Genomic DNA, 14,880 nt, shown 5'->3' on the forward strand with positions numbered 1-14,880 from the left:
GCTCGCCGGCGAATCGGCTGCACCGAATTCCGACCATAACGGTCGGAATTGGTTATTTTTTGTGCTATATTCCGCGCCCGCGAATTTCCCTGTGAATCAACGCGTCCCTATCCAAGCCAACACCGGTCATCGACATGCAAGCAGCCAAGCCGTTATTTGACTATCCCAAGTACTGGGCCGAATGTTTCGGGCCAGCACCATTCCTGCCCATGAGCAGGGAGGAGATGGATCAGCTCGGCTGGGATTCCTGCGACATCATCATCGTCACCGGTGATGCCTACGTCGATCACCCGTCGTTCGGCATGGCGATCATCGGCCGGCTGCTGGAGTCCCAGGGCTTTCGCGTCGGGATCATCGCCCAGCCCAACTGGCAGTCCAAAGACGACTTCATGAAGCTCGGCGAGCCGAACCTGTTCTTCGGTGTCGCCGCCGGCAACATGGACTCGATGATCAACCGCTACACCGCCGACAAGAAAATCCGCTCCGACGACGCCTACACCCCGGTGGCCTGGCGGGCAAACGCCCGGATCGTGCGAGCCTGGTCTACAGCCAGCGCTGCAAGGAAGCCTACAAGCACGTGCCCATCGTTCTCGGCGGCATTGAGGCGTCCCTGCGCCGCATCGCCCACTACGACTACTGGCAGGACCGGGTGCGCAACTCGATCCTGATCGACGCCAGCGCCGATATCCTGCTGTACGGCAACGCCGAGCGAGCCATTGTCGAAGTGGCCCAGCGCCTGTCCTACGGCCACAAGATCGAAGACATCACCGACGTGCGCGGCACCGCCTTCATCCGCCGCGACACGCCCAAGGACTGGTACGAAGTGGACTCCACCCGTATCGACCGCCCGGGCAAGATCGACAAGATCATCAACCCCTACGTCAATACCCAGGACACCCAGGCCTGCGCCATCGAGCAGGAAAAGGGCCCGGTGGACGATCCCCAGGAAGCCAAGGTGGTGCAGATCCTTGCCAGCCCGCGCATGACCCGGGACAAGACCGTGATCCGCCTGCCGTCCATGGAGAAGGTGCGCAACGACCCGGTCCTGTACGCCCACGCCAACCGTGTGCTGCACCTGGAAACCAACCCGGGTAACGCCCGCGCCCTGGTGCAGAAACATGGCGACGTGGACGTGTGGTTCAACCCGCCGCCCATTCCCATGACCACCGAGGAAATGGACTACGTGTTCGGCATGCCTTATCAGCGCATTCCGCACCCGGCCTATGGCAAGGAAAAGATCCCGGCCTACGACATGATCCGCTTCTCGGTGAACATCATGCGCGGCTGCTTCGGCGGTTGTACTTTCTGCTCCATCACCGAGCACGAAGGGCGGATCATCCAGAACCGTTCCGAAGAGTCGATCATTCGCGAGATCGAAGAAATTCGCGACAAGGTTCCAGGTTTTACCGGGGTCATTTCCGACCTCGGCGGCCCGACCGCGAACATGTACCGCATCGCCTGCAAGAGCCCGGAAATCGAATCCGCGTGCCGCAAGCCGTCCTGCGTGTTCCCCGGCATCTGTCCGAACCTGAACACCGACCATTCGTCGCTGATCCAGCTGTATCGCAGCGCCCGTGCCTTGCCCGGGGTGAAGAAGATCCTCATCGCTTCCGGCCTGCGCTACGACCTCGCGGTCGAGTCGCCGGAATACGTCAAGGAGCTGGTGACCCACCACGTAGGCGGCTACCTGAAGATCGCCCCGGAACACACCGAGGAAGGTCCGCTCAATCAGATGATGAAGCCGGGCATTGGCACCTACGACCGCTTCAAGCGGATGTTCGAGAAATACTCCAAGGAAGCGGGCAAGGAGCAGTACCTGATTCCGTACTTCATCGCCGCCCACCCGGGCACCACCGATGAAGACATGATGAACCTGGCCCTGTGGCTCAAGGGCAACGGCTTTCGCGCAGACCAGGTACAGGCGTTCTACCCGTCGCCGATGGCCACCGCCACGGCCATGTACCACTCGGGCAAGAACCCGCTGCGCAAGGTCACCTACAAGAGCGACGGCGTGACCATCGTCAAGAGCGAGGAGCAGCGCCGCCTGCACAAGGCGTTCCTGCGCTACCACGATCCGAAGGGCTGGCCGATGCTGCGCGAGGCTCTGCTGCGCATGGGCCGTGGCGACCTGATCGGTCCGGGCAAGAACCAGCTGATTCCGACCCACCAGCCGGCTACCGACAGCTACCAGAGTGCCCGTCGCAAGAATTCGACACCGGCCGGCAGCCACAAGGTGGCCAAGGAAACCAAGATCCTTACCCAGCACACCGGGCTACCTCCTCGCGGCAGCGACGGCGGCAATGCCTGGGACAAGCGCGAACAGGCCAAGGCTGCGGCGTTTGCCCGCAACAAGCAGGCGGCCAAGGAGCGCGCCGATGCGGCCAAGGGCAAAGGCAAGAAGCCGACCCGCAAGCCGGTAGTACCGCGCTAAACCCCACAAAACGCCAGCCACCGAGCTGGCGTTTTGCTTTTATGGAGATCGATTTTTTTACCGGCGGGCGAGCAACAAACGGTCAGGGCTTTGTTAAGGTTGCCGGGCTTGCATTGCCGCGATGCCTGGCTGGCTCATGGCTACCAGGCAGATTCACATCGTCAGACCAAGGATGAACCGCGTGACCAGCCCACTAGACGGAGTGATCAGGGACCTCAGCCTGACCCAGGTTCTTGCCCGCCAACGGATCGAAAGCCAGATCAACCTGCCGCGTCTGTTTGCCGCCATCGACACCGATCCCTCGATTGCCGGTGCCGGGGTGGTGTACATCGATGCCGACTTCAATGTCGTGACCCTGCGCGAATTCAGGCCGATCTGCAGCATTGTGCCCAAGCGGGTGATCTTGCGCGAAGCCAAGCGCTACATAGCGCCCCAGCAGTTCGTCGACCAGGTGAAGAACAACCCGCGCGAATCGCGGCTGGCCACTGAATCCTTCAACACCACCCTGGCCTGCACGGCCGCAGTGATCGGCTGGCTGGTGGTGTTCAGCGGCAGCATCGCCGTGCCCTTCACCGCCGGTGCCAGTGTCTGGGTGGTAGCGCTTGGGGCCTCGGCGGCGATGGCCGGCACCGCTCAGTGCGTGATTGGCGGCGCGCGGGTGATCAACGAGATCCAGGACCCGGCGGCCAACGACCGCATGGACGATGCCGAGTGGTACAACATAGTCACGCCGATTCTCGATGGCATTTCCCTGGTGGGTGTCGGCGGTTCGGCGCTGACCACGCTCAGGCTGCTCAAGGCCAGCAAGGCGGCGAACACCGGCAAAAGCTGGATGCAGTTGCTCAAGGGCCTCAACCGCCAGGAACGGGCCAAGCTGACCAAGGAACTGTTGACCCTGCGGGACCCGAGCCTGACCTCCAAGCTGCTGAAGCTGCAACAGCGTGCCGGTGCGTTGCCCAGGCGCTATTCGTCGACGCAGATCCGCCACGCCACCCTGACCCAGATGCAGGATGCTCTGGGCGCTGCCCTGAGTACCAGCGGGAGTATCAGCTCCGGCAATCTTGGCCAGGTGAAAACCCTTGCGGTGGGGCTCTACGAGGAGTTCGACGAGTGATAGATGGCGGCCGCATGAGAGACTTCCTGGTACGTTATTTCCCGACCTTCATGCTCACCGTGCTGCTGGGCTGCTTCAGTGCCTCGCTCCTGCTGTCCCTGGCCGGCACCACTTATTGGCGCGCCATGGCACCGCCCCAGCGCGACGAATACCTGCTGTTTGGCCTGTTGGTACTGATCCCGCTGCTGGTGCTGGGCAACCTGCTGATAGTGCGTGGCATTTCCCGCGCGGTATGGTTGGTGGCCGGCTACTTTGTCGCCTGCCTGCTTGGGGTGGTGCCGATGTTTCAGTATCACCCGCACCAGGGGGTGTACCTGTTCGGCGTGTTGCTGCCGCTGCTCGGGCTGTTGCTGCTCAACAGCAAGCGGCACCGGGAAATGCGCGAACGGCTGCTGCAGATCCGCCAGCAGCGCCAGCGCTTCAAGCAGCAGCGCAAGCGCGGCTGATTCGTCGCCTGCCTTCTGGCGCATTTATGTGCAATTGCCTGCACCGGGATGCATCGATTGCGCGGTTTTGGTGCTGTACTGCCCAGGGTCGCTGAACAACCCCATGGACTTGCGCGCTGGCATAAGTCTTGCGCAGGTTCTCCCACCGTTCAGGCTCGCAGGAGGCACGCCGTGTCGATTCATGTCGCATTGCACCATGTCACGCACTATCGCTACGACCGCGCCGTCGAACTGGGCCCGCAGATCGTTCGCCTGCGCCCGGCGGCCCACAGCCGCACGCGAATTCTCTCCTATGCGCTGAAGGTCCAGCCCGAGCAGCATTTCATCAATTGGCAGCAGGACCCGCAGGGCAATTACCTGGCGCGCCTGGTGTTCCCGGAAAAAACCAGCGAGCTGCGGATCGAAGTCGACCTGCTGGCGGAAATGGCGGTGTTCAACCCGTTCGATTTCTTCCTCGAGCCCTACGCCGAGCAGATTCCCTTCGCTTATGTCGCCGATGAACAGCGCGAGCTGGCGCCCTACCTGGAAACCCTGCCCCTGACGCCGAGGTTCCAGGCTTACCTGGACGCCATTTCGCGCTCACCGCTGCCGGCGGTGGATTTCCTGGTGGGCCTGAACCAGCGGTTGAGTGCCGACATCGCCTACCTGATCCGCATGGAGCCCGGGGTGCAGACTCCGGAGCAGACCCTGCTCAACGCCTCCGGCTCCTGCCGGGACTCGGCCTGGCTGCTGGTGCAATTGCTGCGCAACCTGGGGTTGGCGGCGCGCTTTGTCTCCGGCTACCTGATCCAGCTGACGGCGGACGTCAAATCCCTGGATGGCCCCTCCGGCACCGAGGTGGACTTCACCGACCTGCATGCCTGGTGCGAGGTGTACCTGCCGGGCGCCGGCTGGATCGGCCTGGATGCCACGTCCGGGCTGTTCGCCGGGGAAGGGCATATTCCCCTGGCCTGCAGCCCCGACCCCTCTTCAGCAGCGCCCATCACCGGGCTGGTGGAGCCCTGCGAATGCGAATTCAGCCATGAGATGAGTGTGGAGCGCATCTGGGAAGCGCCCCGGGTGACCAAGCCCTACACCGATGAGCAATGGCTGGCGATCCAGGCCCTGGGCCGGCAGATCGATGTCGACCTGCTGGAGGCGGATGTGCGCCTGACCATGGGTGGCGAACCGACTTTCGTCGCCATCGACGATCCCGATGGCCCGGAGTGGAACACGGCAGCCCTGGGGGCGAACAAGCGCCGCCTGGCCGGCGAGCTGTTCCAGCGCCTGCGCCAGCACTATGCACCCCAGGGCCTGGTGCACTTCGGCCAGGGCAAGTGGTACCCGGGAGAGCAACTGCCGCGCTGGTCGCTGAATTGCCACTGGCGTCGCGACGGTGTACCGGTATGGCGCAACAACGCGCTGATTGCCGACGAGCATGAAGATTACGCCGCCGATGCGCTGTTGGCCGGACGTTTTCTGGCCAGTGTCGCCGAGCGTCTGAAGCTGCCTGCGCGTTTTGTGTTTCCCGCCTACGAGGACAATTTCTACTACCTGTGGCGCGAAGGCAGCCTGCCGCTGAATGTCAGCGCCGAGGATTCGCGGCTGGAGGATGCCCTGGAGCGGCAGCGCCTGCGCAAGGTTTTCAGCCAGGGGCTGGACAAGGTCATCGGCCAGGTCCTGCCCTTGGCCCGTACCGCCAAGGGCGACCAGTGGCAGAGCGGGCGCTGGTACCTGCGCGATAACCATTGCCGGCTGGTACCGGGTGATTCGCCCCTGGGCTATCGCTTGCCCCTGGCGTCCCAGCCCTGGGTGACGGCGGCGGAGTATCCGTTCATTCACGCCACCGATCCGAACCAGGATTTTCCCGAACTGGCGGGCGCGGCTCAGCTGGCAGCGATTGATGAGCCGGCAGTGGCGGACGAGCGGGTGCCCCAGGTGGACGAGTCCGCCGACTGGCTGACCCGTACCGCGCTCTGCGCCGAGGCGCGCGAGGGGCGGTTGTACCTGTTCATGCCGCCCCTGGAGCGTCTGGAGGATTACCTGCAACTGGTCAGCGTGATCGAGGCCACGGCCGAGGAGCTGCGCTGCCCGGTCTTGCTGGAGGGCTACGAGCCGCCGGCGGACCCTCGCTTGTGCAACTTCCGGGTGACCCCGGATCCGGGGGTGATTGAAGTCAACGTGCAGCCCTCGGTCAGTTGGGACGAGTTGGTGGAGCGCACCGAGTTTCTCTATGAGCAGGCCCGGCAGACGCGCCTGACCAGCGAGAAGTTCATGATCGATGGGCGCCACACCGGCACCGGTGGCGGCAACCATTTTGTCCTTGGCGGAGCCACCCCGGCCGACTCGCCGTTCCTGCGGCGCCCCGACCTGCTGCGCAGCCTGATCAGTTACTGGCACAACCACCCGTCGCTGTCCTACCTGTTTTCCGGGTTGTTCATCGGCCCCACGTCCCAGGCACCGAGGGTCGACGAGGCACGCAATGACGCGCTGTACGAGCTGGAGATTGCCTTCGCGCAGATGCCGGCTCCCGGCCAGGAGTGCGCGCCCTGGTTGGTGGACCGCCTGCTGCGCAACCTGTTGATCGATGTCACCGGCAACACCCATCGCGCCGAGTTCTGCATCGATAAGCTGTATTCGCCGGATGGCGCCACTGGGCGCCTTGGCCTGCTGGAGCTGCGGGCCTTTGAAATGCCGCCCCATGCGCGCATGAGCCTGGCCCAGCAGTTGCTGCTGCGGGCGCTGGTGGCGCGCTTCTGGCGCGAGCCTTACGCACCGGCCCGATTGGCGCGCTGGGGCACCGAACTGCACGATCGTTTTCTGTTGCCGCACTTTATCGAACAGGATTTCGCTGATGTGTTGGTAGAGCTGAATGCCGCCGGCTACCCGCTGCGGGCCGAATGGTTTGCCGCGCACCTGGAGTTCCGCTTTCCCAAGGTCGGCGATTACGCCGTCAGTGGCATCGAGCTGGAACTGCGCCAGGCCCTGGAGCCCTGGCATGTGCTGGGGGAGGAGGGCGCGGCGGGCGGCACGGTGCGTTATGTCGACTCTTCCCTGGAGCGCCTGCAGGTCAAGGTCGGCGGCCTGGTACCCGAGCGCCACGTGCTGACCTGCAATGGCGTGGCGCTGCCCCTGCATCCCACTGGGCGGGTCGGCGAGTTTGTCGCCGGGGTACGTTACCGCGCCTGGCAGCCGGCCAATTGCCTGCAACCCACTATCCCGGTGCATGCACCGCTGGTGTTCGACCTGCTCGATACCTGGATGCAGCGCTCCCTGGGCGGCTGCCAATACCATGTGGCCCACCCCGGCGGGCGTAATTACGACAGCCTGCCGGTGAATGCCAACGAGGCGGAAAGCCGGCGCATGGCGCGCTTCTTCCGCCTTGGCCATAGCCCGGGAAGCCTGGAGGTGCCGCCAGTGGTGATCAATGCCGAGTTGCCGCTGACCCTGGATTTGCGACGCTTCTAATCCACCTGCGACGCCTGTGAGATAGCCATATCCGGGCGTCATGGCGGTGCGTTAATCTGACTTTCCCTGCCGTCTGCCGAGTGTTCCATGCCTGACTTGCTAGACCGTTACCCGCTGACGGCGGGTACCTACCACGAGTTGCTGGATGACCAGGGCCAGGTCCGGGCGCACTGGCAGCGGCTGCTGGAACAGTTGCAGCGCAGCAGCCCCGGTCAACTGGCCCAGCGCCAGGCGCTGCTGACCCGGCAGATCCACGAGAACGGCGTCACCTACAACGTCTATGCCGACCCCAAGGGCGCCGACCGGCCCTGGGAACTGGACCTGTTGCCCCATGTGATCGCGGCGGATGAATGGCAGTTGCTGTCCACCGGAATCGCCCAGCGCGCTCGCCTGCTCAATGCCGTGCTGGCGGACCTGTATGGCCCGCAGCGGTTGATCCGCGAAGGGCTGCTGCCGGCGGAACTGGTGTTCGGCCACAACAATTTCCTCTGGCCGTGCCAGGGCATCTGCCCGCCGGAACAGACCTTCCTGCACCTGTATGCCGTGGACCTGGCACGCAGCCCGGACGGGCGCTGGTGGGTCACCGCCGACCGTACCCAGGCGCCCTCCGGGGCCGGCTATGCCCTGGAGAACCGCATGAGCGTGTCCCGGGCGTTCCCCGACCTGTACCGCGACCTGCAAGTGCAGCACCTGGCCGGGTTCTTCCGCACCCTGCAGGAAACCCTGGCCCGCCAGGCACCCCGGGACAGCGAAGCGCCGCTGGTGGTGCTGCTGACGCCAGGGCGGTTCAACGAGAGCTATTTCGAGCACCTGTACCTGGCGCGACAGCTTGGCTACCCGCTGGTGGAGGGCGGCGACCTGACCGTGCGTGATGCCACGGTGTACCTCAAGACTCTCAGCGGCCTGCGCCGGGTGCACGCCATCATGCGTCGCCTGGACGACGATTTCTGCGATCCGCTGGAGTTGCGCACCGACTCGGCTCTGGGGGTTCCCGGGCTGCTGGACGCGGTGCGCCAGGGCCGGGTGCTGGTGGCCAACGCCCTGGGCAGCGGGGTGCTGGAGTCCCCCGGCCTGCTGGGCTTCCTGCCGAAGATCAGCCAGTTTCTGCTGGGCGAGGAACTGCTTCTGCCGTCCATCGCTACCTGGTGGTGCGGCGAGGCCCCGGTGTTGCAGCAGGCCCTGGAAAAACTCCCGGATCTGCTGGTCAAGCCGGCCTTCGCTTCCCAGAGCTTCACCCCGGTGCTGGGCCGCGACCTGGACCCCGAGCAACGCCGGCAATTGGCTGAGCGCATGCGGGCGCGGCCCTATGCCTATGTCGCCCAGGAATTGCCGCAACTGTCCCAGGCGCCGGTCTGGCAGGCCGAGAACGGGCAGCTGCAGCCCCGTGCCATCGGCATGCGGGTGTACGCGGTGGCCAGCGAGGACGGCTACCGGGTGCTGCCCGGAGGCCTGACCCGGGTCGCTGCCCAGGCCGGTGCCGAAGTGGTGTCGATGCAGCGCGGTGGCGCCAGCAAGGACACCTGGGTGCTGGGGGAGCGGGCGCCCAGCGGCGAGCAGTGGAAGGCCCAGCGCACCATCGGCGTGTATGACCTGGTGCGCCGCGATCCCTACCTGCCGTCGCGGGTGGTGGAAAACCTGTTCTGGTTCGGCCGTTATTGCGAGCGCTGTGACGACAGTGCGCGGCTGCTGCGGATCATGCTGGCGCGCTATGTCGACGGCGATGACCCGCAAGCCTTGCTGGCCGCGGTGGACCTGGGAGAAAGCCTGATGCTGCTGCCGGATGAGGGCGAGCTGCCCGAGCGCCTGCTGGCGGCCCTGTTGGGTGAGGACTGGTCCTTCAGCCTGCGCTCCAACCTGCAACGCTTGCAGTGGGCGGCTTCCCAGGTACGCGGCAAGCTGTCCCGGGAAAACTGGCAGGCCCTGGTGGAGCTGCAGCGCGAGGCCCAGGAGCTGGACACTCCGGAGCCGGATTTCGCCGAACTGCTGGATTTTCTCAACCGCCTGGTGATGTCCCTGGCGGCGCTCTCCGGGTTCGCCCTGGACGACATGACCCGCGACGAAGGCTGGCGCTTCCTGATGATTGGCCGGCGCATCGAGCGCCTGCAGTTCCTCAGCAGCAGCCTCGCGGCCTTCCTGCGGGGCACCGCGGCCTTCGACCAGGCCGGCCTGGACTGGCTGCTGGAGCTGGGTAACAGCAGCATCACCTACCGGTCGCGCTACCTGGCGGTGGCGCAGTTGATTCCGGTCCTCGACCTGTTGCTGCTGGATGAACAGAACCCCCACGCCGTGTTGTTCCAGCTCAAGCTGGTGACCCGCACCCTCAAGCGCCTCAACGATGATTTCGGCGTGCCCCGCGAGCTGGCGCTGCCGCGGCTGGTGGAGCGCCTGGCGCATTTCGACCTGGGCTGCCTGGAGAACTCGCTGTTCGGCGAGACCAGTGTGCGCGCCGCAGTGGAGGGCCTGGCGGACCTGCTGCAGGAGATCGCCGAGGTCAGCGGGCAGGTTTCGGACCGCCTGGCGCTGCGGCATTTCGCCCATGTGGATGATGTCAGCCAGCAAACGGTGTCGGTCTGATGAGCGCGCGCTACCAGGTGTTCCACGACACCCACTACCGCTACGACAGCCCGGTGTCCCTGGCCCAGCAACTGGCGCACCTGTGGCCCCGGGCCTGTGCCTGGCAACTGTGCAGCGAGCGGCAATTGCTGATCAGCCCCGACCCTACCAGCCGTCGTGACGAGCAGGATGTATTCGGCAACCCGCTGACCCGCCTGGCCTTCGAGCGGCCCCATGACGAATTGCTGGTCAATGCCCAGCTCAGTGTCGAGGTGCTGGAGCGGCCGGCGCTGGATTTTGCCGCGTCACTGCCCTGGGATGCCGCCCGCGGCGCCCTGACCTACAGTGGCCAGCCCTTGTCCGAGGCGTTGCTGGAAGCCTGTCGCTACCGTTTCGAATCGCCTTATGTGCATCTGAAGCAGAGTTTTGTCGAGTTCTGCGCCAGTTGCTTCGTACCGGGGCGGCCGCTGTTGCAGGGCGCCCAGGCGTTGATGGAGAAGATCTTCAGTGAGTTCACTTTCGACGCCGAAGCCACCCAGGTGGCGACGCCGCTGGTGGAGGTGCTGGAACGTCGGCGCGGGGTGTGCCAGGACTTCGCCCACCTGATGCTGGCCTGCCTGCGCTCGCGAGGGCTGGCGGCGCGCTATGTCAGTGGCTACCTGCTGACCCAGCCACCGCCGGGGCAGCCGCGGCTGATCGGCGCCGATGCTTCCCATGCCTGGGTTTCAGTGTTTTGCCCGGTGCTGGGCTGGGTGGATTTCGACCCGACCAACAACGTGCAGCCGGCGCTGGAGCACATCACCCTGGCCTGGGGCCGGGATTTTTCCGATGTGTCGCCGTTGCGTGGGGTGATTCTGGGAGGGGGCAGCCATGACCCGGATGTTCGGGTCACCGTCATGCCCCTGGCATGACACTGCCATCTCCGACCTTGCAGGAGCCGGCTTGCCAGCGATGGGGCCTGCGGATATTGCGTAGGGCTGGAGAGCGCTTTCGCTGGCCAGCCAGCTCCTACGGGGCAGGTCAGGCCTGGGGGGCCTCGGGCTCGGCGTCGTCGACGCTCACTTCACCTTCTGCATCCGGGTTCAGTGCGCTGGTTTCTTCAGCGGCGGCTTTCTTGCGTTGCAGCTTTTCCTCTTTCTTCTGTTCCTTGGCCAAGTCACGTTGACGTTTGGCGAAGGAGTAGTTGGGTTTGGCCATGGGCGATCCTCTGGGGTCGAAGGTGAGGTTGAGCGGCGCGTATTCTGCCTGTTATCGGGGCCGGGTGGTTAGCTGGGTTTGCCTTCGGCCCATTTGTCCGGGACCGTCGGTTGCCAGGCGTCCAGCGCATCCAGCAGGCCGGCCGGCGACTCGCTCATTTGCAGCATGTCACGGTGCGGGGCACGGACGAAGCCTTCGCCGACGATATGATCGAGAAAACCGCTGAGTTTTTCGTAGAAGCCATTCACTTCCAGCAGGCCGAGCGGCTTGTGGTGGTAGCCCAACTGGCCCCAGGTCCAGACTTCGAACAGTTCTTCCAGGGTTCCCAGGCCGCCGGGCAGGGCGATGAAGGCGTCGCTGAGCTCGGCCATGCGCGCCTTGCGGGCGTGCATGCCGTCCACCACTTCCAGGCGGGTCAGGCCGCGATGGCCGATTTCCTTGTCCTTCAGGCTTTGCGGAATGATCCCGATGACTTCGCCCCCGGCCGCCAGGGCCGCGTCGGCGACGATGCCCATCAGCCCTACCGCGCCGCCGCCATACACCAGGGTCAGCCTACGCTCGGCGATGGCCCGGCCCAGGGCCTGGGCGGCTTCACGATAGAGAGGGTTGGCGCCGGTGCTGGCGCCACAGAATACACAGACAGAAGTTAACGACATGCCTTACTCCGAGGTCATTGATGGCCTCAGAGTAAAGGCTCGCCGGCCTCGCTCCAAGTATTAAACCTCCCGTTGCGGGGTTTCATGGGTACCGCTGGCGCCACAGGCGTAGGCGGCGAGCAAGCTGCGAAACAGGCTGTTCAACGGCATGAGGGTGACTCCGATCAGGGACGATGGCGTGATTCTAGAAGCGTGCCATGCCGCTGGCCGGTTGATTGTCTTGATCAGGTCGATAGCAGAGAGTTGTATACAATTTTTTGATGCAAATCATAGGAACTTGCGAGAAATTCAGGCAGTCTTCCGTCCCATGGATTCAGATGGATTTTGTTAACCCTGCCTTGGAGATTCACCATGTTTGCCAAACTCGTTGCGGTATCCCTGTTGACACTGGCCAGCAGCCAACTGATGGCCGCCGAATGCAAGGTCGATGTCGACTCTACCGACCAGATGTCCTTCAACACTAAGGAAATCACCATCGACAAGAGCTGCAAGACCTTCACCGTGAACCTGACCCACTCCGGCAGCCTGCCGAAGAACGTCATGGGCCACAACTGGGTACTGAGCAAGACCGCAGACATGGCTGGCATCGCCACCGACGGCATGGCCGCCGGCATCGACAAGAGCTACCTGAAGGAAGGCGACACCCGCGTCATCGCCCACACCAAGATCATCGGTGCCGGCGAGAAAGATTCGGTGACCTTCGACGTATCGAAGCTGACCGCTGGCGAAAGCTACCAGTTCTTCTGCTCGTTCCCAGGCCACAACTCGATGATGAAAGGCGCTGTGGTCCTGAAGTAAGCATCAGGCCCGGCTGCAACAAGAAAGCGCCCCCAGGGGCGCTTTTTTTGTGTGCATCCGTAGGAGCGGGCTTGCCCGCGAAGAGGCCCTCGAGCCTTGTGCAGCACAAGCGGCCTTTTCGCCGGCAAGCCGGCACCTACAGAGCGAGGCGGGTCATGGGGCGAAGGGCATGACGCGTTTGTGATGGGTCTTGCGGTAGGTGTCGCAGATGATCTTGAAGGCTTCCTCACGTACCGGCTGGCCATGCAGGAAGGCGTCGATCTCGGCGTAGGTGACGCCGTGGGACGCTTCGTCCGGCTTGCCCGGCGACAGGTCTTCGAGGTCAGCGGTAGGGACTTTTTCCACCAGGGATTCCGGGGCACCGAAGTGGCGGGCAATGGAGCGCACTTGGTTTTTCACCAGGCCGCTCAGGGGCGCCAGGTCGCAGGCGCCGTCACCGAACTTGGTAAAGAAACCCATCACCGCTTCGGCGGCGTGGTCGGTACCTATCACCAGGCCATGGGCGGCGCCGGCGATGGTGTACTGGGCCACCATGCGCATCCGCGCCTTGGTGTTGCCGAGGACGAAATCCCGGGACACGGCGTGCTGCCCCTCGAAGGCCGCCACTTCGTTGGCCAGGGCCCTGACCGCCGGGCCGATGTTCACGGTGTGGCGTTCGTCAGGGTTGATGAAGTCCACCGAGGCCTGGGCATCGTGTTCGTCGAACTGGGTCTCATAGGGCAGGCGCACGGCAATGAAGCGGTAGCCATCGTCCCCGCTGCGTTCGCGCAATTCACGCATCGCCCGTTGGGCCAGCAGGCCGGCGGTCAGGGAGTCGACACCGCCGCTGATACCCAGCACCAGGGACTTGAGCCCGGAATTGACCAGGCAGTCCTGGATGAAGCGGATGCGCCGGGCGATTTCTGCCTCAAGGGCGGCGTGGTCGGGAAAAGGTGCTTGGACCTTGAGCTGCTGCGCAATCTCACGCTGTACGGCTTGCATGATTCACTCCTTGCCAGGTTGGGCAGGTACTTGGAAAACGTGGCGCAAGTAAGCGACGAAGTTCGGATCCTTGCAATGGGTCTTGCCCGCTTCATCGGAGATCTTGGCGACGGGCTGGCCATTGCAGGCAGCCATTTTAAGCACGATGCTCATCGGCTCGACACCGGGAATGTCACAGGTCAGGTTGGTGCCGATGCCGAAGCTGACATTGATCCGCCCCCGCAGCGCACGGAATATTTCCAGGGCGCGCGGCAGGCTCAGGCTGTCGGAGAACACCAGGGTCTTGCTCATCGGATCGATGCCCAGCTTGTGGTAGTGGGCGATGGCCTTTTCCGCCCAGAGGATCGGGTCGCCGGAGTCGTGGCGCAGGCCGTCGAACAGCTTGGCGAAGAACAGGTCGAAATCGCCGAGGAAAGCATCGGTGGTGATGCAATCCGTCAGGGCGATGCCCAGCAAGCCACGGTATTCGCGGACCCAGCAGTCGAGGGCGGCGATCTGGCTGTCGATCAGCCGCGGCCCCAGTTGCTGGTGGGCCATGATCCATTCGTGGGCCATGGTGCCCAGGGGTTTCATGTTCAGTTCCCGGGACAGGTGCACGTTGCTGGTGCCGACAAAACGTCCGGGGAAATCGTGCTTGAGCACGTTCACTACTTCTTCCTGGACTCGGTAGGAAAAGCGTCGGCGGGTGCCGAAATCCGCCACTTGCAGCTCGGAAAGTTCTTCGCTGCTGGCGTTGGCGGTCAGCCAGTCGAACTTGCGGTACAGCTGCTCGCGGGCCTGGACCAGCTGGATCTCGCGATAGCGGTAGCGGTTGCGCACCTCGCTGATGATGGCCAGCATCGGCACTTCGAACAGGATCACGTGCAGCCAGGGGCCGCGCAGGCGGATAAACAGCTCGCCGTCCTCGATGCCGGTATGCACGTAGCGCAGGTTGAAGCGAAACAGCCCGAGAAAGCGCAGGAAATCCGGCTTGAGGAAGCTGATTCGTTCGAGAAAGCCCAGCTGGTCGGCGCTCAGGCTCAGTTCCGCCAGGCGCTCGAACTGGTAGCGGATCTCTGCCAGATAGGGCCGCAGGTCCTCGCTGTTACGGCAACGAAACTCCCATTCCACCTCGACGTTGGGGTAGTTGTGCAGCACCGCCTGCATCATGGTCAGTTTGTAGAAGTCGGTGTCGAGCAGGTTCTGCACGATGCGATCGGCAAACACACTCTCGCTCATAACGGGAATCTCCATGCTGGCCGCGACGGACAAGTGCGG

10 protein-coding genes and 1 pseudogene are annotated in these 14,880 nt (G+C 64.0%); 7 read left to right on the forward strand and 4 right to left on the reverse strand.

Annotated elements, in window-relative coordinates:
* Nucleotides 1–134: 134 nt before the first annotated feature.
* From KI242_RS02995 to KI242_RS03020, 6 genes and pseudogenes are all read left to right on the forward strand, one after another.
* A pseudogene (locus tag KI242_RS02995) lies at nucleotides 135–2,431 on the forward strand (YgiQ family radical SAM protein).
* 181 nt (nucleotides 2,432–2,612) lie between these two features.
* Entirely contained in the window at nucleotides 2,613–3,545 is a 933-nt protein-coding gene (locus KI242_RS03000) for a hypothetical protein (RefSeq protein WP_011058953.1), read from the forward strand.
* On the forward strand, nucleotides 3,542–3,991 hold the full coding sequence (locus KI242_RS03005; protein ID WP_011058954.1) for a hypothetical protein: 450 nt from the start codon (nucleotides 3,542–3,544) through the stop codon (nucleotides 3,989–3,991). The genes KI242_RS03000 and KI242_RS03005 overlap by 4 nt, the downstream gene beginning before the upstream one ends.
* Before the next feature lie 171 nt (nucleotides 3,992–4,162).
* On the forward strand, nucleotides 4,163–7,438 hold the full coding sequence (locus KI242_RS03010; RefSeq protein ID WP_212805891.1) for a transglutaminase family protein: 3,276 nt from the start codon (nucleotides 4,163–4,165) through the stop codon (nucleotides 7,436–7,438).
* Between the two features lie 87 nt (nucleotides 7,439–7,525).
* A complete protein-coding gene (locus KI242_RS03015; protein WP_053148784.1) occupies nucleotides 7,526–10,012 on the forward strand; it encodes a circularly permuted type 2 ATP-grasp protein in 2,487 nt (828 codons plus the stop codon).
* On the forward strand, nucleotides 10,012–10,902 hold the full coding sequence (locus tag KI242_RS03020; RefSeq protein WP_011058957.1) for a transglutaminase family protein: 891 nt from the start codon (nucleotides 10,012–10,014) through the stop codon (nucleotides 10,900–10,902). Before KI242_RS03015 ends, KI242_RS03020 begins: the two co-directional genes overlap by 1 nt.
* A gap of 109 nt (nucleotides 10,903–11,011) precedes the next feature.
* On the opposite strand, the gene KI242_RS03025 is transcribed toward KI242_RS03020, so the two are convergent.
* Nucleotides 11,012–11,188 carry a hypothetical protein gene (locus KI242_RS03025; protein WP_011058958.1) on the reverse strand — a complete coding sequence of 59 codons (177 nt, stop codon included), beginning with the start codon at nucleotides 11,186–11,188 and terminating at the stop codon, nucleotides 11,012–11,014.
* Nucleotides 11,189–11,256: 68 nt separating this feature from the next.
* Nucleotides 11,257–11,844 carry a TIGR00730 family Rossman fold protein gene (locus KI242_RS03030; protein ID WP_011058959.1) on the reverse strand — a complete coding sequence of 196 codons (588 nt, stop codon included), beginning with the start codon at nucleotides 11,842–11,844 and terminating at the stop codon, nucleotides 11,257–11,259.
* A gap of 351 nt (nucleotides 11,845–12,195) precedes the next feature.
* Here KI242_RS03030 and azu point away from each other — a divergent pair, with 351 nt between their 5' ends.
* Complete coding sequence (azu, locus tag KI242_RS03035; protein ID WP_011058960.1) at nucleotides 12,196–12,642, forward strand: azurin; 447 nt, start codon at nucleotides 12,196–12,198, stop codon at nucleotides 12,640–12,642.
* Nucleotides 12,643–12,795: 153 nt separating this feature from the next.
* Here azu and nadE read toward each other — a convergent pair whose 3' ends face one another.
* Together nadE and pncB are read right to left on the reverse strand one after the other, a co-directional pair.
* Entirely contained in the window at nucleotides 12,796–13,623 is an 828-nt protein-coding gene (gene nadE, locus KI242_RS03040; protein WP_015633946.1) for an ammonia-dependent NAD(+) synthetase, read from the reverse strand.
* 3 nt (nucleotides 13,624–13,626) lie between these two features.
* A complete protein-coding gene (gene pncB / locus KI242_RS03045) occupies nucleotides 13,627–14,841 on the reverse strand; it encodes a nicotinate phosphoribosyltransferase (RefSeq protein WP_015633947.1) in 1,215 nt (404 codons plus the stop codon).
* Nucleotides 14,842–14,880 lie beyond the last annotated feature (39 nt).

It is taken from the genome of Pseudomonas sp. Eqa60, assembly GCF_018326405.1.
In the GTDB taxonomy this organism is placed as follows: Bacteria; Pseudomonadota; Gammaproteobacteria; order Pseudomonadales; family Pseudomonadaceae; genus Aquipseudomonas; species Aquipseudomonas protegens.

Coding starts and splice junctions, on each gene's coding strand:
- KI242_RS03015 (WP_053148784.1), top strand. CDS start 7,526: ATGCCTGACTTGCTAGACCGTTACCCGCTGACGGCGGGTACCTACCAC.
- KI242_RS03020 (WP_011058957.1), top strand. CDS start 10,012: ATGAGCGCGCGCTACCAGGTGTTCCACGACACCCACTACCGCTACGAC.
- KI242_RS03025 (WP_011058958.1), bottom strand. CDS start 11,188: ATGGCCAAACCCAACTACTCCTTCGCCAAACGTCAACGTGACTTGGCC.
- KI242_RS03030 (WP_011058959.1), bottom strand. CDS start 11,844: ATGTCGTTAACTTCTGTCTGTGTATTCTGTGGCGCCAGCACCGGCGCC.
- azu (WP_011058960.1), top strand. CDS start 12,196: ATGTTTGCCAAACTCGTTGCGGTATCCCTGTTGACACTGGCCAGCAGC.
- nadE (WP_015633946.1), bottom strand. CDS start 13,623: ATGCAAGCCGTACAGCGTGAGATTGCGCAGCAGCTCAAGGTCCAAGCA.
- pncB (WP_015633947.1), bottom strand. CDS start 14,841: ATGAGCGAGAGTGTGTTTGCCGATCGCATCGTGCAGAACCTGCTCGAC.